This window comes from Streptomyces sp. NPDC046716 (assembly GCF_040645755.1).
Lineage (GTDB): Bacteria > Actinomycetota > Actinomycetes > Streptomycetales > Streptomycetaceae > Streptomyces.
The window spans coordinates 1-21,577 of record NZ_JBEYYU010000009.1 but is presented as its reverse complement, the minus strand read 5'-3'; the positions used below and the strand labels follow the sequence as shown (position 1 = coordinate 21,577).

Here is a 21,577-nt window from a genome sequence, read left to right as displayed (position 1 = left end):
GTTCGCGTGAGGCTTTGCTGAAGCCCCCTGGGGACAGGAAGACGAGGGCATCATGAGTCAACTCCGTGTCGCGGTGATCGGAACGGGTTTCATGGGGGCGGTGCACACCCGGTCCGCGCGCGCGGCGGGCGCCGACGTCGTGGGGATCGTCGGGTCCACCCCGCGGAAGGGCCGCGACGCGGCCGAGCGGTTCGGCGCCGGGCGCGGTTTCGACTCGGTGGAGGACGTGCTGCGGGCCGGGGTGGACGTCGTGCACGTGTGCACGCCCAACGCCTCGCACGCCAGGTTCGCCCGCGCCGCCCTCACCGCGGGCGTCCCCGTCGTCTGCGAGAAGCCGCTGGCCACGGACGCCGCGACCGCCCGGGAGCTGCACGAGCTGGCGACGGAGCGGGAGTTGGTGACCGCGGTGCCGTTCGTGTACCGGTACTACGCCTCGGTGCGCGAGGCCCGGCTGCGGCTCGCCCGGCCGGGGCAGCGGCCGCCGTGGCTGCTGCACGGCAGCTACCTCCAGGACTGGCTCGCCGACCCCGACACCGGCAACTGGCGCGTCGACCCGGCGGACGGCGGCGCCACCCGCGCCTTCGGCGACATCGGCGTCCACTGGTGCGACCTGGCGGAGTTCGTGACCGGCCAGCGCATCACCCAGGTCTCGGCGACCTTCGCGCGGACCGCCGCGACCCGCCCGGCGGCCGACGGCACCCCGCGTCCCGTCGCGACGGAGGACGGGGCGGTCGTGCAGTTGCGGACCGACTCAGGCGCCGTGGGCTCGGTCGTCGTCAGCCAGGCGTCGGCGGGCTACAAGAACGCCCTGTCGTTCTCCTTCGACGGGCCGGACGCCAGCTTCGCCTTCCACCAGGAGACCCCCGAGTCGCTGTGGATCGGCGGCCGCGACGGCGCGCGGGTGGTCGTGCGCGACCCCGACCGCGCCGACTCGCCGGTGGGCCGCTCGGCGGCCCTGCCCGCCGGTCACCCCCAGGGCTACTACGAGTGCTTCGCCGACTTCGTCGCCGACGCGCACGCCGCCGTACGCGGTACGGAGGCCGAGGGGATGCCGACCTTCGAGGACGGGGTCCGGGCCGCGCACATCGCCGAGGCGGTCGTGGCGTCGGCGCAGGACGGCGGCTGGGTGGACGTGAAGGAGACGGCCGCTCAGGAGAGGTAGAGCGGCTCGGCACCCGCCCGCTCGCGGGCGTGCGCGTCGCGCGGGCTGCCGTGCGGCAGCCATTCGCCGAGCATGTCGGGGTGCAGCAGCTCCTCGATGGCGAGCTGGGCCGCGCCCACCCCTTCGGCCCGGTCGGGGTCGGCCTCGGTGATGACGAGTTCGTCGGTGGCCAGCGGGAGGGCGCCCCGGGTGACCTGGTCGACGACCGGCGCGCGGAACACGTCACCGGCCTGCGCCAGCGTGCCGGCCAGATACACGGTCGACGGGTTGAACACGCTCACCAGCAGCGCCAGTTGGGAGCCGACGAGCTCCCCGGCCCGGGTGACCAGCTCGATGCTCACCGGGTCACCGTACGCACAGCCGTCCAGGACCTCGGTGACGGTCAGCCGGTCGAGCCGCTCCTGGAGGAAGGGGCTGCGCCCGGCCAGGGCCGCGGCGCGGGCGTCCCGCGCGAGCGCCCAGCCGCCGGCGAGCGCCTCCAGGCAGCCGAACTTCCCGCACCGGCACCGGTGGCGGGACTCGGCCGCGACGATGGTGTGGCCCAGGTCGCCGGCCGCGCCCCGGGCCCCGCGGTGCAGGCGGCCCCGGGAGATCAGGCCGAGGCCGATGCCGGTGCCGGCCTTGACGAGCAGGACGTTGTCGCCGGCCGAGACCCGGTCGCGGCTCCAGGCGCCCAGCGCCATCACGTTGGCGTCGTTGTCGACCCAGGCGGGGACCGCGAAGTGGGCCTCCAGGCGCTCGCGCAGCGGGAAGCCGTGCCAGCCCTCCATGATGGGCGGATGGACGGGGGTGCCCCGGGCGAAGTCGACCGGCCCCGGCACGCCCACGCACACGCCCCACAGCCGGTCCGCCAGCTCTCCGGTGAGCAGCTCGGCGGCGGCCGCGAACAGCGCCTCCAGGGATGCCTCGGGGCCCGCCTCGACGTCCCAGGGCAGGCGCCGGTCGGCCAGTTGCGTACCGTCCAGGTCCGTCACGGCGAGGTGCAGATGTGTGGCGCCGAAGACCACCCCGAGGACGGCGCCGCGCCCGGAGGCGATGTGCAGGATCCGCGACGGTCTGCCGCCGGTCGACGGCGCGGGCTCGCCCTCGCTGAGCAGCCCGGCCCTGAGCGCGTGGTCGACCCGCTGCTGGATGATCGTCCGGCCCAGGCCGGTGTGCCGGCTCAACTCCGGCCGCGTCACCGCCAGGCCGCTCCTGATGGTTCTCAGGACCAGCGACAGCGTCTGGGTCTGTTCGGTCATACGGCGCAGTCTCCATGGGGTCGGGAGGACGAGCTTATGGCGTGCCCGGGCGCGCGGGCAGGGCCGGGCGGACGCGGCGGACGCCCCGGGGCCACTCGTTCGGTCCACCCCGACTGCATGGAACGGTGCCCCGCCCGACCGTGGGGACATGAGATTCGCCGATCGATTCGCCCGAGAGTTCAAGGACGCCGTCACTCCCCGGGCCGCGGTGCTCGTCATCGGCGTGCTCGCGCTGCAACTGCTCTTCATCGCCTCCTACGTGGGAGCGCTGCACAGCCCGAAGCCGAAGGACGTGCCGTTCGGTGTGGTCGGTCCGACGGCGGCGGTGGCCCAGCAGACCGAGCAGCAGCTGGCGAAACTGCAGGGCTCACCGCTCGACCCGCGCGTGGTCGCCGACGCGGCGACGGCGAAGCGGCAGATCCTTGACCGGGAGATCGACGGCGCGCTGGTCCTGAACGCGCGGGGCACCACGGACACCCTGCTCGTCGCGTCCGGCGGCGGCACCGTCCTGGCCAGCGCCCTGGAGAACCTGGCCGGCGAGATCGACGCCACCCAGCAGCGCACGGTGCGCACGGTCGACGTGGCACCGGCCTCGCCCAGGGATTTCGACGGCCTCTCGGCGTTCTATCTCATCGTCGGCTGGTGCGTCGGCGGTTACCTGTGCGCCTCGATCATGTCGATCAGCGCAGGCTCCCGGCCCACCAGTCCGCCGCGCGCGCTGATCCGGCTCGGCACGATGGCGCTGGTCGCGATCGCGGGCGGCATCGGCGGCTCGCTCATCATCGGCGACTCGATCCTGGGCGCGCTGCCCGGCTCCTTCTGGGGCCTGGCCGGGCTCGGCGCGCTCGTCACCTTCGCGGTCGGCGCGCTCACCCTGGCCCTGGAGGAGCTGACCGGCATCGTCGGGATCGGCCTGGCCGTCCTGGTGGTCGTCGTCGCGGGCAACCCGAGCGCGGGCGGCGCCTTCCCGCTGCCGATGCTGCCCCCGTTCTGGAAGGCGATCGGCCCCTGGCTGCCGCCGGGCGCGGGCACCTGGTCGGCCCGCTCGATCGCCTACTTCCACGGCAACGACATGACGAAGTCCCTGCTGGTGCTGTCGGCGTGGGCGGTGGCGGGCGTGGCGGTGACCTTGCTGGTGTCGACCCTGCGAGAGAAAAGGCGCGCTTCTTCGGAGGCGCCGAGCCCTGCGGCCCCGTAGGGGGCGCGAGGAACTGCGCGAGCAACCACGACGCACCGCCACCCGCACACGAAAGCGCACCCGGCAGACGAATAGGCGCCCCCATTGAACCTCCCCCACCGATCAGGCCCGGCAGCCCAGGCCAGCTCCGTCAAACGCATGGAGCCCACGGCCCAGGCCCAGCTCGGCCCCCTCGGCCTGACGGGCTTCATCGTCGTCACGATGATCGCCACCGGCATCGACGCGGGCATCTTCCCCGAACGGCTCGCGGCGGCCGACGTCCCCACGGTCGGCTTCTTCATCGGCGGTCTGGCCCAGTTGCTCGCCGGTCTCTTCCAGGCCCAGCGGGGCGACACCTGGCACGCGACGGTCTTCGGCGGCTTCGGCCTGTTCTGGATGGCGAAGGCGCTGATGCTCCAGTGGATCGTGCCCTCGCTCGAACCGTCCCTGCGGGGCGACGCGATGGGCCTGTTCACGCTCCCCTGGGTCTTCGTGGTCTTCGTCCTGTGGCTGGCGAGCTGGCGCATCCACCTGGTCCTGCTGCTCACCTTCAGCTGCGTCCTGGTGGTGTTCGTGGCGATGACCTGCAACGGCTTCACGGGCCTCGAGGGCTGGAACCGGGTCGCCGGCTGGTTCGGCCTCGGCGCGACGGCCGGGGCGCTGTATCTGCTCGCGGGCCAGGTGATGGCCTCGACGTGGGGCCGCCCGGTGCTGCCGATGGGCCGCTTCCTGACGCCGCCGGAGCTCGCCGAGTCCTGATTCCCGTACGCGTACGGGAAAGCGCGCCCCGGCACCGTCGTGCGAACGGTGCCGGGGCGCGCGTCTGCGCGGGGACGCGGGTCACGCGGCGGGCGCGCCCTCCCGGTTCCCGTAGTACGCCTGCCGCATCAGCCGCTTCATGTCGTCGATCATCGGCATCCGCGGGTTGGCGGGCGCGCACTGGTCGGCGTAGGCGTTCATGGCCTGCTGGGGCAGTGCCTCCAGGAAGGCGCTCTCGTCGACGCCCTCGGCGGCGAACGAGGCGGGGATGCCGCAGCGGTCGCGCAGTTCCTCGACGGCCCTGGCGTACGACTCGACGCCCTCTTCCGGGGTCGCGGCGGGCAGGCCCAGCATCTTCGCGATCTCCTGGAGGCGTTCGGGCGCGCGGTAGGTCTCGGCCTTGGGCCACGGGGTCGCCTTGTAGGACACCGTGCCGTTGTGCCGGATGACGTGCGGCAGGAGCAGCGCGTTGGTGCGGCCGTGGGCGACGTGGAAGGTGTTGCCGAGGGTGTGCGCCATGGCGTGCACCAGGCCGAGGAAGGCGTTGGCGAAGGCCATGCCCGCGATGGTGGAGGCGTTGTGCATCTTCTCGCGCGCCTCGGGGGCCCTGGCGCCGTCGGTCACGCAGGCTTCCAGGTTCTCGAAGACGAGCTTGATGGCCTGGAGGCACTGGCCGTCGGTGAAGTCGTTGGCGTAGACGGAGACGTACGCCTCGGTGGCGTGGGTCAGCGCGTCGAAGCCGGAGTCGGCGGTGACGGTCGGCGGGAGGTTCATCGGGAGCATCGGGTCGATGATCGCGACGTTCGGGGTGAGCGCGTAGTCGGCGAGGGGGTACTTCTGGGCGGCCTCGGGGTCGGAGATGACGGCGAAGGGGGTGACCTCGGAGCCGGTGCCGGACGTGGTGGGGATCGCGACCAGCTTGGCCTTCTCCCCCAGCTGCGGGAAGGTGTACGCGCGCTTGCGGATGTCGAAGAACTTCTCCTTGGTGTCCGCGAACTCGATCTCCGGGTGCTCGTACATCAGCCACATGATCTTCGCGGCGTCCATCGGCGAGCCGCCGCCGAGCGCGATGATCGTGTCGGGGCGGAAGTCCCGCATGGCGGCGGCGCCCGCCCGCACGGTGGCCAGCTCGGGGTTGGGTTCGACGGTGTCGATGACCTGGACGGTGACCGGCCGCGGGCGGGAGGCGAGTATGTCGGTGACCTTCTGGACGAAGCCGATGGCGCCCATCGTCTTGTCGGTGACGAGGCTGACGCGGCTGACGCCGTCCATCTCGCCGAGGTACTTGACGGCGTTGCGCTCGAAGTAGATCTTCGGCGGGATCTTGTACCACTGCATGTTGGTGTTGCGCCGCCCGATCCGCTTGATGTTGACGAGGTTGACCGCCGAGACGTTGTTGGAGACGGAGTTGTGGCCGTAACTGCCGCAGCCCAGGGTCAGCGACGGGAGGAAGGCGTTGTAGACGTCGCCGATGCCGCCGAAGGTGGAGGGCGCGTTGACGATGACGCGGATCGCCTTGACGCGCCGGCCGAACTCCTCGGCCAGTTCCTCGGACTCGGTGTGGATGGCGGCCGAGTGGCCGAGGCCGTTGAACTCGACCATCTGCGCGGCGAGTTCGAGGCCGTGCCCGGTGTCGCGGGCCTTCAGCGCGGCGAGGATCGGGGACAGCTTCTCGCGGGTGAGGGGTTCGGCCGGGCCGACCTCGGCGCATTCGGCCACGAGGACCGAGGTGTCGGCGGGGACCTCGAACCCGGCCTGTTCGGCGATCCACGTGGGACTCTTGCCGACGACGGAGGCGTTGAGCCTGGCGCCCGCGCAGTCGGTGCCGTAGGCGGTCGCGCCGAAGACGAACTCCTCCAGCTTGGTCTTCTCGGCGGCGGTCAGGACGTGGGCCTGGAGGCGGCGCAGCTCGGCGATGCCGTCCTCGTAGATCTCCTGGTCGAGGATCACGGCCTGCTCGGAGGCGCAGATCATGCCGTTGTCGAAGGCCTTGGACAGGACGATGTCGTGGATGGCGCGGCCCAGTTTGGCGTCCTTGGCGACGTAGGCGGGGACGTTGCCCGCGCCGACGCCGAGGGCCGGCTTGCCGCACGAGTAGGCGGCCCTGACCATGGCGTTGCCGCCGGTGGCGAGGATGGTGGAGACGCCCTCGTGGTTCATCAGGAAGCCGGTGGCCTCCATGGAGGGCTGCTCGATCCACTGCACGCAGTTCTCGGGGGCGCCGGCCCCGATCGCGGCGTCGCGCACGATCCGGGCGGCCTCGGCCGAGGACTTCTGGGCGCTGGGGTGGAAGGCGAAGACGATCGGGTTACGGGTCTTGAGCGCGATCAGCGCCTTGAAGACCGTCGTGGAGGTCGGGTTGGTGACGGGGGTCATCGCGCAGATGACGCCGACCGGTTCGGCGATCTCGGTGACGCCGTTGATCTCGTCGCGGGAGATGACACCGGCGGTCTTCAGGCCGCGCATCGAGTTCACGACGTGCTCGCTCGCGAAGAGGTTCTTGACCGCCTTGTCCTCGAAGACCCCGCGTCCGGTCTCCTCGACGGCGCTCTTCGCCAGGTCGCCGTGGTGGCTGAGCGCCGCGAGGGACGCCTTCTTGACGATGCGGTCGACCTGCTCCTGGTCGTACGTCTCGAACCGGGCGAGCGCCTCCAGCGCGCCGGTGACCAGTTCGTCGACCATCCCCTTGGCATCCACGGCAGGGTCTCCTTCTTCGCGGCCTTTTTCTTCGACAGTTCGATTCCACACCTTTTCGTGCGGTCCGAGCGGTGGAAAAGGGCCCCGGCCTACGGGCCGAAGGTCCCGCGAAGATCATTCGCTCTCGAGCAGAACCCTCCCCCACCTGCGCGGACGGTTCGGGTCTTACGTCCCTTGCGAGCTTGTGAAAACTTTCACAAGAATTTCGCGGGAAAAGGGCACCCCGCGTGTGCGGGGTGCCCCGGGAAAACCGGTCAGCCGATTTCCGCGCCGAACGTGGACAGCGCTTCCGTGACCGGCTGGAAGAACGTCTCGCCGCCCGAGCTGCAGTCACCGCTGCCGCCGGAGGTGAGGCCGATCGCCGTGTCGCCGGAGAACAGCGAGCCGCCGCTGTCGCCGGGCTCGGCGCAGACGTCGGTCTGGATGAGGCCGTTCACGATGTCGCCGTTGCCGTAGTTCACGGTGGCGTCGAGGCCCGTCACGGTGCCGTCGTGCACCTGGGTGGTGGAGCCGGAGCGGGTCACCTTCTGGCCGACGGTCGCGTCACCGGCCTTGGTGATCGCCTGCGCGGAGCCGTTGTAGAGGTTCACCTCGCTGGGGTGGGGGACGTCCGCGGTGTACTTCACGAGCCCGAAGTCGTTGTCGGGGAAGCTCGACTCCTCGTTCGTGCCGATCTCCTGGCCGCTGGAGTCGGACCAGGTGGAGATCGCCTCGGTGCAGTGGCCCGCCGTGATGAAGTACGGCTGGCCGCCCTTGACCACGTTGAACCCGAGGGAGCAGCGGCCGCCGCCGCCCGAGATGGCGTCGCCGCCGGACACGAAGGTCTTGAACTCACCCTGGGTGCGCTGGAGTTCGGCCTTGGCGCCGAGGCCGTCGACGACCTTGTTCAGCTTCTGCCAGTCGGCGCCCTTGACCGTGCGGTCGGCGGTGACGACGACCTTGTTGGTGGCGGGGTCCGTGGCCCAGGAGGTGCCCGGGATCGAGGCTTCGCTCTTCAGCGTCGTGCGGGCGCTCTTCAGCGCGGCCAGGGAGTTCTGCACGATTCTGGCCTGCGCGCCGGCCGCCTCGACGGTCTGCGCCGCGTCCTTGCTGAGCACGTTGACGACGAGGTGGTTGGCCTTCGCGTCGTAGTAGCTCCCCGCCGCGTCCGCGCCGAGGTCCTTGTGCAGGGTCGAGGCGAGGTTTCCGGCCTTCGCCACGGAGAGGTTCTTCGGCGTCAGGTCAGGGGTGTCGGTGCTGGCGTTCGCAGTCTGGAAGGTGATGCCCGCGGCGGCCAGGGCGGCTATTCCCGCTCCGACCACGGCGACGCGCCGCTTGGGTATGCGTCGGTGCTTCAACTCTCGTCCTCCTGTGGGGGGTTGGGAGCCCGGAAGTCGTGGGGGACGTACCGGGTTCCATGAGGCTGACGGGCCCACTATCCCGACCGTCACAGGGGGCACACAAGGTCGACTTCAGGACGCGCATTCGTCAAACCGCGTACGCCCCTTACCTCTTACACGCACCAACGCCGCCGAGGTCGACCGCCTGCGATCCCCAAAGCAAACACTCCGTGCGCGCACGGTTGGGCAGAGGGTGAGGACTAGTCCTGTCCAGAAATCGCCCCGCCGGGGGCGCGAGAAACGGCGCACTCAGCCACACCCGACACACCACGGCTCCCCCACCAGAGTCGCGAGGAACCGCGCGAGAAGCCCCACCGACCGCCACCCAACCACGGCCGCCAACCCACCCAGGGGCGCGAGGAACTGCGCGCCCAGCCACAGACGACCCACACACCACAACTCACCCCACCAGGGGCGCGAGGAACTGCGCGCCCAACCACAACCGCCCTGCACCCCACACACCACAGCCCACCCCACCAGGGGCGCGAGGAACCGCGCGAGAAGCCCCACCGACCGCCACCCAACCACGACGGCCAACCCACCCAGGGGCGCGAGGAACTGCGCGCCCAACCACAGACGACCCACACCCCACACACCACAGCTCACCCCACCAGGGGCGCGAGGAACCGCGCGAGAAGCCCCACCGACCGCCACCCAACCACGACGGCCAACCCACCCAGGGGCGCGAGGAACTGCGCGCCCAGCCGCAGACGGCCCGCACCCGACACACGACAGAAGCCCTACAGCGCGTCACCCTCCGCAGCGCCGCCCCGACGAACGGCCCCCTCGGCGGAGCCCCCCTCGGCGCCCCCCGAGGGCGTCGCCCGCTCAAGAAACCGCAGCAGCTCCACCGGAAACGGCAGCACCAGCGTCGAGTTCTTCTCGGCGGCGACCGCCACCACGGTCTGCAGCAGCCGCAGCTGGAGCGCGGCCGGGGTGTCCTCCATCTGCTGCGCGGCCTCGGCCAGCTTCCTGGACGCCTGAAGCTCCGCGTCGGCGTTGATGACCCGGGCCCGCCGCTCCCGGTCGGCCTCGGCCTGCCGCGCCATCGACCGCTTCATGGTCTCGGGCAGCGACACGTCCTTGATCTCCACCCGGTCGATCTGCACACCCCACCCGACGGCCGGACTGTCGATCATCAACTCAAGCCCCTGGTTGAGCTGTTCACGGTTGGAGAGCAGATCGTCGAGGTCGCTCTTGCCGATGATGGAACGCAGGGACGTCTGCGCCATCTGGGAGACCGCGAAGCGGTAGTCCTCGACCTGCACCACGGCCTCGGCCGGATCGACCACCTTGAAGTAGATGACGGCGTCCACCCGCACCGTGACGTTGTCCCGGGTGATGCCGTCCTGCGCGGGCACCGGCATCGTCACGATCTGCATGTTGACCTTACGGATCCGGTCGACGCCCGGCAGGATCATCGTGAGCCCGGGGCCGCGCACCGACGAGGTCAGCCGACCCAGGCGGAACACCACCCCGCGCTCGTACTGTTTGACGACGCGGGCCGCCGCCATCGTGTACACCGCTGCGGCGCAGACGACGGCCGCTCCCGCCACCACCAGTTCCTCGACCATCGCACGGCCCCCCGGGGTCCGAAGTGGGCGCATCGGGCGCGTGGTTCAGGCGCGCACTTCGACGGTAACTCCGTGCGGGGCGGTACGGGAGAGCCCCCGCCCGGTGCGCTGCCGGACGGGGGCTTCCACTGGTGGCCGCGGTGCCGCACAGACGTACAGACGTACAGACGTACAGCCGGTGCGATCGGCGCAGGTGGTGCGGGTGGTGCGGTCAGAACACGTGGACGCCGTACACGCTGAGCGCCTCGGTGACCGGCTGGAAGAACGTCGTGCCGCCGGACGTGCAGTTGCCGCTGCCGCCCGAGGTCAGACCGTAGGCCACGCCGCTCGTGGAGTAGAGGGCGCCACCGGAGTCGCCGCCCTCGGCGCAGACGTTGGTCTGGATCATGCCGTAGACGATGTCGCCGCTGCCGTAGTTCACGGTGGCGTTGAGCCCGGTGACCTTGCCGCTGTGGATGCCGGTGGTGGAGCCGTCACGGGTGACCGCGGTGCCCACGCTCGGTGTGGCCGCGCTCTTGATGTCCGTGTTGCCCGCGGTGCCGGACTTGGTGACCGAGCTGTTGCTGTACTTCACCAGCGCGTAGTCGTTGGTGGGGAAGCTGTAGCTCACGTTCGAACCCAGCACCGTGGTCTTCGCGGAGTTCGAGTACCAGGTGGAGGCGACCTCACCGCAGTGGCCCGCGGTCAGGAAGTAGTAATTGCCGCTGTTGTCCTGGACGTTGAAGCCGAGGGAACAGCGGTAGGCGCCGCCGTAGATGGCGTCGCCGCCGGCGATCAGCTTCTTGAAGGTGCCGTTCGTCCGCTCGATCCGGAGCGCGCCCGCATTGCTGCCGGCCTGTTCCGTGATCTTGTTGATCTCGGCCTGCGACACGGTGCTGTCGACGGTGACGAGGACCTTGCCGGTCTTCGCGTCGACAGCCCAGGCGGTACCGCCGATGTCGGCCGCCTCGACGGCGTCGCTGGCGCGGGTGAGCTGGGCCGCACTGAACGTCGGGTTCTCCGCGGCCTGCGCGGAGGGGATGGTGAACGCTGCCACGGCCAGCAGTCCGGTGCCCGCGGCGATCAGCCCGGTCCGTCTCGCTACGCCGCTACGGGGGGTGGTGCGCTTGATCCTCACTGGTCGTTCCCTCCTGAGGAGAGTCGGGGGCCCGCGTGGGGTCGGGGCCCGTGAGGCGCGGTCAAGGGCACGGGAGTGGTCCGGATTCCGAACACGCCGTGACCCTGACAAGCGCTGTTCGGGAGTATTCGGTCTCTCAACTACCCCGCACAAGGGCGCCTTTCGGCCTTCCACCGGATCTCCGTACCCCACGACGTCCTGCCCCGGCGGCTTCCCTCGTACGGTGCGCACGAGGGCCGTCGGGGCTCGGCTCGACCTGTCAGACGGTCCGGGGCGCCGCCGGGTTCCGCTCCCCCGCCTCGATTCCCACGGTGAGGGTGTTGCCCGGGGGCGGGAAGGGGCAGACGAAGTGATCCGCGAAGGCGCACGGCGGCAGCGTCGCCCGGTTGAGGTCCACGGTCGTGCGGCCGTCGGCGTCGGGCGCGGCCGGGTACAGGAAGCGGAACCGGTAACTGGTGCGGCCACTGGTGGCGTCGGCGAACACGGCCCAGAGCCGGCCGTCCGCCTGCCGCGCGACCTGCAGCGTGTGCTCCTGCCCGGCGAGCGTGAAGGCGAGTTCCCCCGCGAGTCCGAGTGCCCGCTTCCTGCCGTCGGCGTTCTCCACGCGGACGTCCGTGGTCCCGTCCGGGTACGGGGTGAAGCGGCCCTCGACCGACCAGCGCGGGTCGTACGGAGTGGCGTCGATGCCCGCCGACTCCAGGAACGCCGCGCGGGCGGGCGCGGCCGGGTCGAAGTCCCGTACGCCCCACAGCCCTTCGCGGACGATCACGACGAGCCGCCGCTCGCCGAGCGCGACGGTGGCGTCGGGGCCGAACCGGGTCTCCACGCCGTCGAGGGTGCGCACGACGGCGTCACCGTCCGTCCGCCACTCCCCGGGGATGGCCGGAAGTTTGCCGTCCGGATAGTCGTCGAGCCAGTGCGTGCCGGTGAGCGAGAGGGGCCCGTGGGGCGCGGCGACGGACGCGGTCCGTGCTTCGTGCCACTGCTTCCAGGCGTCGGCGGCGTCGGTCATGCGGTGAGGATCCTTTCGGGAGTGCGCAGTCCCAGATGGGAGCGCAGGGTGGAACCGGTGTATTCCGTGCGGAAGACGCCGCGTTCCTGGAGCAGGGGGACGACCCGGTCCACGAAGGCGTCGAGGCCGCCGGGGGTCAGGTGCGGGACGAGGATGAATCCGTCGGCGGCGCGGCCCTGTACGAAGGCGTCGAGTTCGGCGGCGACCGCGTCGGGCGTTCCGATGAACGACTGCCGGCCGGTCGTCTCGATCACGGTCTGCCGGATGGACAGGCCCTTGGCGCGGGAGACCGCCCGCCACTTCTCGGCGATCTCGAAGACGTCTCCGCGCCGGGTGCGGCCCTGGGAGAGGCCGGAGTCGGGGACCGGGTCGATGTCGGGCAGCGGTCCGTCGGGATCGTAGGAGGAGAGGTCCACGCCCCACACCTGTTCCAGGGCGAGGATCGCGGTCTGCGGGGAGACCTGCTGCCGCCGGATCTCGGCGGCCCGCTCCTGTGCCTCCGCCGCGGTGTCGCCGAGCACGACGGTGACCCCCGGCATGATCTTGAGGTCGTCCGGCTCGCGCCCGTACGCCGCGAGCCGTGCCTTCACATCGGCGTAGAAGGACTGCCCCGCCTCCAGGGTGCCGTGCCGGGTGAAGATGACGTCGGCGGCGGACGCGGCGAACTCGCGGCCCTCGGCGGAGTCCCCGGCCTGGATGACGACGGGGTGGCCCTGGGGCGGGCGGGGCACGGTGAAGTCGCCCTCCACGGTGAAGTGCCGCCCCTGGTGGCGGACGGGGTGGTCGGTGCCCGCGTCCCACAACTCCCGTGCCAGCTCCACGAATTCGGCGGCGCGTGTGTAGCGGTCGGCGCGGGCGAGGTAGCCGCCGCGGCGGAAGTTCTCGCCGGTGAACGCGTCGGAGGAGGTGACCACGTTCCAGGCGGCGCGGCCGCCGCTGAGGTGGTCGAGGGTGGCGAAGCGGCGGGCGGTGTCGAACGGCTCGTTGAAGGTGGCGTTGACGGTGGCGGCGAGGCCCAGTTTGCCGGTCACCGCGGCGAGCGCGTTGAGCACGGTGATCGACTCGGGGCGGCCGACGACGTCCAGGTCGTGGATGCGGCCGCGCTGCTCGCGCAGGCGGAGCCCTTCGGCGAGGAAGAAGAAGTCGAACAGGCCGCGTTCGGCGGTGCGGCCCAGGTGCTCGAAGGAGGCGAAGTCGATCTGGGACTTCGAGCGCGGATCGGCCCACACGGTGGTGTTGTTGACGCCCGGGAAGTGGGCGGCGAGATGGATCTGCCTGGTCATGAGCGGGCCCCCGGGGCGGCTGCGTACTGGCTGGCGGGCCGGGCGAGTCCCAGGTGTTCGCGCAGGGTGCTGCCCGGATAGAAGGTGCGGAACAGGCCGCGGTGCTGGAGCAGCGGCACGGTGCCGTTGACGAGGCGCTCCAGGTCGCGGCGCGGGTCGAGCGGGGTGAGGTGGAAACCGTCGGCGGCGCCCGCCCGGTACCAGGCGGCGATCAGATCGGCCAGGTCGACGGGACCGCCCCGGTACAGCGGCCCTTCGCCGGTGGGCAGCGGTCCGCCGCCGTGGCCGGGCTGGGCGGCGTGCTCGCCGCCGCCGAGGTCGATGCGGAGCGCGGCGAGCACCCGCAGCTCGTCCGGGTCGCGGCCGTGCTCGCCGGCCCGGCGCCGCAGTCCGCTCCGGGCGGCGGCGAGCTGGTCGGGATCGGAGACGCCGACGAGCGCGACGTCGGCGTGCCGGGCCGCGACGTCGTACGCGTACGGCTGGGTGGCGTCCACGACGACGACGGGCCGGCCCTGGGGCGGCCGGGGCACGATCGACGGGCCGCGCACGGAGAACGTCCGGCCCTCGAAGTCGACGTAGTGCAGCTTGTCGCGGTCGATGAAGCGGCCGGTGGCGACGTCCCGGATCTCGGCGTCGTCCTCCCAGCTGTCCCACAGCCGCTTGGCCACGTCGACGACCTCACCGGCCTCGTGCCACAGGTCGGCGGGCGGCGGGACCGTGGTCAGCCGTCCGAAGAGCAGCGCCTCGTCGTCGCCCGGCGACACGTCGGGGCGCCAGCCCGCCCGCCCCCGGCTCACCCAGTCGAGGGTGGCGACGGCGGCCTGCACGTGGAACGGCTCGGTGTGGGTGGTGGTGACGGTGGGCACGAGCCCGATCCGGGAGGTCTCCGGGGCGAGCCGCGACAACACGGCGAGCGCGTCGGCTCCGGGCGCGGCGAAGGTGTCGTGCAACGTCACGAAGTCCAGCGCCCCGTGCTCGGCGAGCCGGGCGAGCTCCAGGTAGGGCGCGGGTTCGTAGGTGTCGGCGAGATCGACGCCGGCGGCGAGGTGCAGCATGGCGGGGGGGGAACCTTTCATCGGGGAGGAGAACAGCGCAGCCAGGGGCGCGGGGCTGTATCGATATGCGGCTTCGCCGCGTGGGCGCGACCGGCCACGACGAGACCCGCGGCCGGTCACCCACAGCTCCCGGCACCGCCTACGAGGTCTTGGGCAGCCCCTGAGGGTTGACCACGGACTTCGACACGGCCTCGCTGGACAGCCCCCACCGCTTCAGCACCCGCGCGTACGACCCGTCGGCGATGACATGGTTCAGCGCGGCGGCATAGGCGTCGACGAGCCCGCTCCCCTTCTTCGTCGTCGCGGCGATCTCGCCCTGGACCTCGTCGCCGCCGCCGGAGATGGTGCCGATGATCTGCGACTGTCCGGCGGACGCCACGTGGTAGGAGGAGGCCGGACTGGGGCCCAGGTAGGCGTCGATGCGCCCGGACTGGAGCGCCAGGTAGTAGTCCGTGTCCTTCTGGAAGTACTTGATGGTGACGGGCTTGCGGCCCGCCTTCTCGTTGCGCCTGCTCCAGTCGACGAGGATCTTCTCCTGGTTGGTGCCGGAGGAGACGGCGATGGTCTTCCCCGCGACGTCCGCGGGCTTCTTCACCCGCCAGCTCGTGCCCTTCTTCGCCTCGAAGGCGATGTTGTCGAGCCGGTACGTGGCGAAGTCGTACTTCTCCTTGCGCTCCTCGGTGACGGTGACGTTGGAGAAGACGGCGTCGAACTTGCCGCTATCGAGCCCGACGAACAGGTTCTCCCAACTCACCTGCTCCTGATGGAGCTTGAGCCCGAGGGTGTCGGCGACGAGGACGGCGAGATCGAGTTCGGAGCCGATGCGGGTCTTGTCGTCGGTGGCGAAGAAGCCGAGTGGCGGCGAGGCGTCGGCGCTGCCGCCGAGCCGCAGCGTGCCGCGCTCGCGGACGGCCGCGGGCAGCAGCGCGGCGATCTCGTCGACCTTCTTGCCGCGGATGCGGTGCTGGTCGGGACCGATGTTGATGTTCCCGACCTTCTTCGTGCCGGCGCCGGTGGTCGCGGCGTCGCTGTCCCCTCCGCAGGCGGTGAGCAGGGGGGCCAGGGCGAGCGCGGCGACGGAGGCGGTCAGGGTGCGGCGGGACAGCATCTTCGTACTCCTCGATGTCATGAAGGGAAGGGAGGTTCGGGAGGTCAGAGGACCTTGGAGAGGAACGTGCGGGTGCGGTCCTCGCGCGGCGCGTCCAGTACGTCGCCGGGGGCGCCCCGCTCGACGATGCGGCCCTCGTCCATGAACACCACGGTGTCGGCGACCTCGCGGGCGAAGCCGATCTCGTGCGTGACGACGATCATCGTGGTGCCCTGCCGGGCGAGGTCGCGGATGACGTCGAGGACCTCGCCGACCAGTTCGGGGTCGAGCGCGGACGTCGGCTCGTCGAAGAGGAGCAGCTTGGGTTCCAGGGCGAGGGCCCGGGCGATGGCGACGCGCTGCTGCTGGCCGCCGGAGAGCTGACGCGGATAGGCGTCGGCCTTGTCGGCGAGACCGACGCGGTCGAGCAGCGCACGGGCGCTCTCCACCACCTCGGCGCGGGGCCGCTTGAGCGCCGAGACCGGGGCCTCGACGATGTTCTCCAGGACCGTCAGGTGCGGGAAGAGATGGAAGTTCTGGAAGACGAAGCCGATGTGGGTGCGCTGCCTGAGGATCTCGCGCTCGCGCAGCTCGTACAGCTTGTCTCCGGAGCGGCGGTAGCCGACGAGCTGTCCGTCGACGCTGATCCAGCCGCTGTCGACCTTCTCCAGATGGTTGATGGTGCGCAGCAGCGTCGACTTGCCGGAGCCGGAGGGGCCGAGGACGACGGTGACCTCGCCGGCCCGCACCTCCAGGTCGATGCCCCGCAGCACCTCGACGGAGCCGAAGCTCTTGTGCACGGACCTGATGTCCACCATGGCGCTCATCGGGTGGAACCTTTCGCGAAGTGGCGCTCCACGTAGTGCTGGAGTACGGAGAGCGCGCTGGTCAGGAGGATGTACCAGGCGGTGGCGACCATCAGCAGGGGCACGACGCGGCCGTTTCGGCCGTAGATGACCTGCACCTGGTAGAAGAGTTCGCCGATCGCCATGACGGAGACGATCGAGGTGCCCTTGAAGAGGGAGATGACCTCGTTGGCGGCGTTGGGCAGGATCGAGCGCATCGCCTGCGGCAGCACGATGCGGCGGATCTGCCGCAGCCGCGGGATGCCGAGGGCGGCCGCGGCCTCCAACTGGCCGCCGTCGACGGCGAGTACGCCACCGCGCACGATCTCGGCGGCGTACGCGGCCTGGTGCAGGGCGAGCCCGAGGACGGCGGCGCTCATGGCGCCGACGAGCCCCATCGTGTCGAAGGAGAAGAAGCCGGGTCCGAAGGGGATCCCGAACGTCAGCCGCTTGTACAGGTAGGCCAGGTTGAACCAGAACAGCAGCTGCACGATCAGCGGGATCGAGCGGAACGCCCAGATGTAGCCGAACGCCACCGTCCGCAGGAAGCGGCTGCTCGACAGCCGCATGAACGCGATGACGATGCCGAGGGCGAAGCCGAGCGCCGTGCCGTAGGCGGTGAGCTGGAGCGTCGTCCAGACGGCCTTGAGGATGACGTCCGCGGTGAAGAACTCCGCGAACACCGCCCATTCCCAGCCGGAGTTGGTGGCCAGACCGTGCGCGAACTGGGCGAGCAGCACGGCGGTCACGACGATGGCCACCCAGCGCAGGGGATGGCGTACGGGGACGACCTTGAGGTGCGCGTAGGCGTCCTTCGGCGCTTCGGCGGCGGTGTCGGTATCGGTGGTGCCCAGGGGTGGATCACTGGTCAGAGACATGGGTGTCCTCGGAGACGGACGGGCGGAGACGGGCGAACGGGGTGCGCGAGCGGGGCGGGCTCAGGCGGCGGTGGCGCGACAGGAGAGGTCGTGCAGCAGCGCGAGGACGGCGCGGGCGGTGGCGTCGTTCTGCCGGAACGACGGGCCGTTGGTGCGCGGGCGGGTGAAGGCGCCGGCGCCGCGCGCGTCGGTGTGCGGGCCGAGGGCGAAGCGGCGCGGGTGGGCGGCGCCGTCGCGGTACAGGACGCGTCCGTCGGACGGGGCGACGGCGAGCAGTCCCGCGTCGGTCGCGCGGGCGCCCTCCTCGTGGAGGGTGCGCAGCAGCAGGTCCCGGGTGCGGGCGAGGGTCGGCTGCGGGAGGCGGGCCTCGACGAGTGCGCGGGCCTCGGTCCTGACGCCCGGCGCGCTGGCGCTCGTGGCGCGGAAGACGCCGTCCCGCGCCTCGATCCGCATGTCGGCGCCGACGAATTTCACGACGCCCGCGCGGGACAGCGCGAGCAGTTGGCGCAGGCGCGGGCCGGGCGGTCCGGAGGCCAGATAGCTGAAGAACCCGTGCCACCAGGGGCCGACGTCGCCGAGCCGGACGAGCTGCCCGTACACGGAGAGCAGGCCGAGGAAGACGGCGAGGTCGGGGCTGTGCGCCGGGTCGTGGCGGCGCTCCAGGTCGTCGGCGATGTGGCCGCGCAGGCCCGCCTGCAGTTCCTCGTACGAGCCGTAGCGCACGCCGTCGAGCGGGCGGTCGAGGGCGGCGAGGTCCAGCCGGTCGGCGGGGTCGGGCACGGTGGCGGCGACGAGCGCCTGCTGTTCGGCGCCGAGCGGCGGCGCGGCGGCGTACTTCTCCTCGAAGACGTCCCAGGCGACGCTCGTGCGCTCGGGGTGGGCGGTGAACAGGCGGTGGTAGTGCGCGTAGCCGAGTTCCTTGTCGATGAGCGGCCACAGTTCGCGCCGGAAGTCGTCGGGCCCGAACCCGCCCTCCTTCGCGAGGAGTTCGTCGATCTGCGCGGGGCCGAGGAAGCGGGGCAGCGGCGGCCGCTCCCCCGCGCCCCAGTCGTAGCCCAGCTTGGAGTGGTAGGGCACCCCTCGCCGGGACCCGACGTGCAGGACGGGTTCCCGCCCCGAGGGCACGTACGTGTCCCCGTCGAACCGTCCGCCCCGCCCTTCCGTCAGCAGCACCATCAGGTCGACGAAGGCGAGCCCGAAGCCGCGGACGAGCACGTCCTGGCCGGGCGCGAGCGCGCTCAGGTCGGAGTCGGCGGTGAAGTCGGGCGGCAGGTGCACGAGCCCGTGCCGTGCGGCGTACGCGCTCAACTCCTCCTGCTCCTCATCGAGTTCGGCGTCGAGGTGGCCCTGGGTGAGGACGACGGCGTCGGCGGACAGCGGATGCTCCACGCCGTCCAGCCACACCTGCTGGCGGCCGTGGCGCGTCCCGGAGACGCGCAGGGCGCGCCGGGGGTGATGGCGGACGCTGACCCCGGCGGGCAGCGCGGCGACGGCCCGCTCGTACACCCATCGCAGATAGCCGCCCTGCCGGCGCCGGTCGGCGAAGGTCCGCCCGTCGATCCCGGCCCACTCGTGCAGCACGGGTCCCGGCACCACGGGCCCGGCCACCTCCACGGTGTCGTCGGTGAACATGGTGACGTCCTGGGCCTGCGAGTTCATCCACAGCAGCGGCGACTGCTCGCGCCGCCAGATCCGCCCGCCGCCGGGCGGGTAGGGATCGACGAGATGCACATCGAGCGCCAACTCGCCCTTCAGCTCTGCCGCGTTGGCGGCGAGGCGCTCCAGGACGCCGGTCCCCCGCGGCCCGGCCCCCACGATCACCAGGGACTGCCGTACGGGACTCATCGCCGCGTCCCGCGCGCGTAGTGCCGCTCGACGTAGTACTGGCCGACGCTGAGCAGCGAGGTCACCACGACGTACCAGATGGTGGCGACGAGCAGCAGCGGGATGACCTGGTAGGTGCGGTGGTAGACGAGCTGCACCGAGTAGAGCAGGTCCTGCACGGCGATGACGCTGACGATGGAGGTGCCCTTGAGGGTGCCGATCAGCATGTTCCCGGCCGGCGGCACGATGGCCCGCATGGCCTGCGGCAGCACGATCCGGCGCCAGCGCCGGTACCGGCCGAGCCCGAGGGACTGGGCCGCCTCGACCTGCCCCCGGTCCACGGAGAGGATGCCGCCGCGCACCACTTCGGCGGCGTACGCGGCCTCGTGCAGGGTCAGTCCGATGATGGCGACGGTGACGGGCCCGAAGAGATCGACGGTCTTCACTCCGAGGACCCGGGGGTACAGGGCGCCGATGTTGAACCAGAACAGCAGCTGCACCAGGATCGGCACCGACCTGAACAGCCAGACGTAGCCCCAACTCACCGCGCGCAGCACGGGGTTGGCGGACAGTCGCATGACGGCGAGCAGGGTGCCGAAGGCGAAGCCGAGCGCCATGACGAGCGCGGTCAGCCACAGCGTGAGCCAGAGTCCGCGCAGCACGGCGGCGGTGGTGAAGTAGTCGGCGACGACGTCCCACTGGAACGCTTCGTTGCGCAGCACCGAGTTCACCGCGAGGCCGAGGAGGACGAGCACGACGGCCGCGGCGGTCCACTGTCCGGTGCGGCGGCGCGGGACGATCCGGGGGGCGGCGGCGACCTCGCCGGGTGGCGCCTCGGCCAGGGGATCCGAGGGGGACGGACGGGTGTCCGAGGACAGGGGAAGTGAGGACATGGGAAGGCTCCGTGGGCTGGAGTCCCGTCCAGTACGGTCCTGCCGTCACACCTGCCGTGCGTACCTGTCGGGCCGAGCCCCTCAGCAGCGGTCCCGCACCGAGAGTACGGGGCCTGTCACACCGTCTGTCAAGGCTGTCCAGACTGTGAGCCGCGCGTCTCAAGTGAGTTGACGCCGAACCGGATGCCTGTTCCACTGATGCCCATGCATCCGCAGCAGTGGCTGGTCACCCGCTCCCACATCGACTTCGGTCGCGTGTGGTCCGCGTCCTGTTGATGCCCTTCCGACGCCTCTGAGCGCGTCGCTTCTTCTTTTCTTCCCGGCTTTTCCCTCGGCGGCTTCTCAGCCGCACTTCGACGCGTCCCACTCCCTTTTCCAGGTACGCGCCCTCACCCTGCTGCACGCTCCCCTCGCCCAGCCGGTTCCTCTTGCCATCGAAGGGCACATCTCTCCGCCATGCGCTCCTCCACCCGTACCTCCAGACTGCCCGTTTCCTCCGCGCTCTCCGCTTTTGCCCTGATCACCGTCGCCACGCTGGGGCTGACGGCCTGCGGCTCGGGGGACGGCGCGGACGACGCGGCGCCGGCCGGCGCCGCGAGCGACAAGATCCCGACGAAGGACGTCGTGTCCTCCGTCGCGAAGGATCCCGCGTCGGCGAAGCTGCTCCCCGCGTCCGTCCGCAAGAGCGGCAGCGTCACCATCGCCGTGAGCGTGGGCGGGACTCCGCCCAACTCCACGTATCTGCCGGACGGGAAGACCGTCGTCGGGCAGGACATCGACTTCGCGAACGCGGTCGGCAAGGTGCTCGGCATCAAGCTCGACCAGCAGGTCGCGAGCTTCGAGGCGATCCTTCCGGCCCTCGACAGCGGCAAGTACGACCTCGGCACCGGGAACTTCGGCGTCACCGACGAGCGCCGCAGGACCATCGACTTCGTCACGTACATCAACGACGGCCAGGGCTTCGCCGTCCGCGAGGACAGCGACCTGAAGAAGGTCACCGATCTGACCCAGCTGTGCGGCCTGAACGTCGCGACCGGCGCCGGCACCACCTTCGAGACGACGCTGGAGGAGAACAAGGGGCTGTGCGAGAAGGCGGGCAAGAAGCCGTACGACGTGAAGACGTACGCCGAGCCGAGCGCGGTCTGGTCGTCGCTTCAGCAGGGGCGCAGTGACGTGGTGATGAGCACCATCAACGGGCTGCGCTACGGGGTGGCGCATCAGGAGGGGCTGCGGTTCCTCAACGAGTTCCATCGGCTGGATGTGGGGTTCGCGTTCAAGAAGGGGACGCCGCTCGCCCCCGCGTTCCGCTCCGCGGTGAACCGGTTGATCGCGGACGGCACCTACCGGAAGATCCTCGCCAAGTGGGGTACGTCGGACTCGTCGATCGGCACGTCCCGGATCTCCCCGCCGGAGATCAAGGACTGATCCCGTCGGTTCCTTGTCCGCGGCCCGGTGGGGGCTGATCGCGCAGTTCCCCGCGCCCCCCGCGCCCCTGAGCGAGCGCAGCTCGCTTCAGGCCGTCGCTGTCCCGTCCCGAGGTGGACGTCCTCGACGGTCTGACGACGGCGATCATCGTGGACCAGCAGCGGATGGG

Annotated in this window: 17 protein-coding genes; 4 read left to right on the top strand and 13 right to left on the bottom strand. The window is 71.1% G+C overall.

All coding sequences use genetic code 11. The features are described 5' to 3' along the window. Window positions 1-52: 52 nt before the first annotated feature. A complete protein-coding gene (locus ABZ930_RS09265; protein WP_361544029.1) occupies window positions 53-1,162 on the top strand; it encodes a Gfo/Idh/MocA family oxidoreductase in 1,110 nt (369 codons plus the stop codon). Here the strand turns inward: ABZ930_RS09265 and ABZ930_RS09260 are convergent. Continuing rightward, on the bottom strand, window positions 1,150-2,403 hold the full coding sequence (locus tag ABZ930_RS09260; protein WP_361544026.1) for an ROK family protein: 1,254 nt from the start codon (window positions 2,401-2,403) through the stop codon (window positions 1,150-1,152). The genes ABZ930_RS09265 and ABZ930_RS09260 overlap by 13 nt on opposite strands. A gap of 148 nt (window positions 2,404-2,551) precedes the next feature. Between ABZ930_RS09260 and ABZ930_RS09255 the strand changes: the two genes are divergently transcribed. Then, complete coding sequence (locus ABZ930_RS09255) at window positions 2,552-3,601, top strand: DUF3533 domain-containing protein (RefSeq protein WP_361544023.1); 1,050 nt, start codon at window positions 2,552-2,554, stop codon at window positions 3,599-3,601. A gap of 138 nt (window positions 3,602-3,739) precedes the next feature. Further along, the gene (locus tag ABZ930_RS09250; protein WP_361544020.1) at window positions 3,740-4,339 is read left to right on the top strand and encodes an acetate uptake transporter; all 600 of its coding nucleotides are present in this window, start codon (window positions 3,740-3,742) and stop codon (window positions 4,337-4,339) included. Window positions 4,340-4,420: 81 nt separating this feature from the next. Here ABZ930_RS09250 and adhE read toward each other — a convergent pair whose 3' ends face one another. The 12 genes from adhE to ABZ930_RS09190 form a co-directional block, all read right to left on the bottom strand. After that, window positions 4,421-7,036 carry a bifunctional acetaldehyde-CoA/alcohol dehydrogenase gene (gene adhE, locus ABZ930_RS09245; protein WP_361544017.1) on the bottom strand — a complete coding sequence of 872 codons (2,616 nt, stop codon included), beginning with the start codon at window positions 7,034-7,036 and terminating at the stop codon, window positions 4,421-4,423. 254 nt (window positions 7,037-7,290) lie between these two features. Further along, on the bottom strand, window positions 7,291-8,373 hold the full coding sequence (locus ABZ930_RS09240; protein WP_361544014.1) for a S1 family peptidase: 1,083 nt from the start codon (window positions 8,371-8,373) through the stop codon (window positions 7,291-7,293). Between the two features lie 782 nt (window positions 8,374-9,155). Beyond that, window positions 9,156-9,989: a slipin family protein gene (locus tag ABZ930_RS09235; protein WP_361544011.1), complete on the bottom strand. Its 834-nt coding sequence runs from the start codon at window positions 9,987-9,989 to the stop codon at window positions 9,156-9,158. Window positions 9,990-10,200: 211 nt separating this feature from the next. Next, window positions 10,201-11,106, bottom strand: coding sequence for a S1 family peptidase (locus ABZ930_RS09230; RefSeq protein WP_361544008.1), 906 nt, complete (start codon window positions 11,104-11,106; stop codon window positions 10,201-10,203). Between the two features lie 259 nt (window positions 11,107-11,365). Beyond that, entirely contained in the window at window positions 11,366-12,118 is a 753-nt protein-coding gene (locus tag ABZ930_RS09225) for a DUF1684 domain-containing protein (RefSeq protein WP_361544005.1), read from the bottom strand. Further along, the gene (locus tag ABZ930_RS09220; RefSeq protein WP_361544002.1) at window positions 12,115-13,401 is read right to left on the bottom strand and encodes an LLM class flavin-dependent oxidoreductase; all 1,287 of its coding nucleotides are present in this window, start codon (window positions 13,399-13,401) and stop codon (window positions 12,115-12,117) included. Before ABZ930_RS09220 ends, ABZ930_RS09225 begins: the two co-directional genes overlap by 4 nt. Further along, entirely contained in the window at window positions 13,398-14,456 is a 1,059-nt protein-coding gene (locus ABZ930_RS09215; RefSeq protein ID WP_361543999.1) for an LLM class flavin-dependent oxidoreductase, read from the bottom strand. The genes ABZ930_RS09220 and ABZ930_RS09215 overlap by 4 nt, the downstream gene beginning before the upstream one ends. A 139-nt stretch (window positions 14,457-14,595) precedes the next feature. Then, a complete protein-coding gene (locus ABZ930_RS09210) occupies window positions 14,596-15,564 on the bottom strand; it encodes an ABC transporter substrate-binding protein (protein WP_361543996.1) in 969 nt (322 codons plus the stop codon). Between the two features lie 44 nt (window positions 15,565-15,608). Continuing rightward, window positions 15,609-16,370 carry an amino acid ABC transporter ATP-binding protein gene (locus ABZ930_RS09205; RefSeq protein WP_361543993.1) on the bottom strand — a complete coding sequence of 254 codons (762 nt, stop codon included), beginning with the start codon at window positions 16,368-16,370 and terminating at the stop codon, window positions 15,609-15,611. Next, window positions 16,367-17,266 carry an amino acid ABC transporter permease gene (locus ABZ930_RS09200; RefSeq protein ID WP_361543990.1) on the bottom strand — a complete coding sequence of 300 codons (900 nt, stop codon included), beginning with the start codon at window positions 17,264-17,266 and terminating at the stop codon, window positions 16,367-16,369. The genes ABZ930_RS09205 and ABZ930_RS09200 overlap by 4 nt, the downstream gene beginning before the upstream one ends. Before the next feature lie 60 nt (window positions 17,267-17,326). Then, window positions 17,327-19,111 (bottom strand): FAD/NAD(P)-binding protein, encoded by a 1,785-nt coding sequence (locus tag ABZ930_RS09195; RefSeq protein WP_361543987.1) that lies wholly within the window; start codon window positions 19,109-19,111, stop codon window positions 17,327-17,329. After that, window positions 19,108-19,983: an amino acid ABC transporter permease gene (locus ABZ930_RS09190; protein ID WP_361543984.1), complete on the bottom strand. Its 876-nt coding sequence runs from the start codon at window positions 19,981-19,983 to the stop codon at window positions 19,108-19,110. Before ABZ930_RS09190 ends, ABZ930_RS09195 begins: the two co-directional genes overlap by 4 nt. A gap of 456 nt (window positions 19,984-20,439) precedes the next feature. Here ABZ930_RS09190 and ABZ930_RS09185 point away from each other — a divergent pair, with 456 nt between their 5' ends. Then, window positions 20,440-21,408 (top strand): ABC transporter substrate-binding protein, encoded by a 969-nt coding sequence (locus ABZ930_RS09185; RefSeq protein WP_361543982.1) that lies wholly within the window; start codon window positions 20,440-20,442, stop codon window positions 21,406-21,408. Window positions 21,409-21,577: the final 169 nt, after the last annotated feature.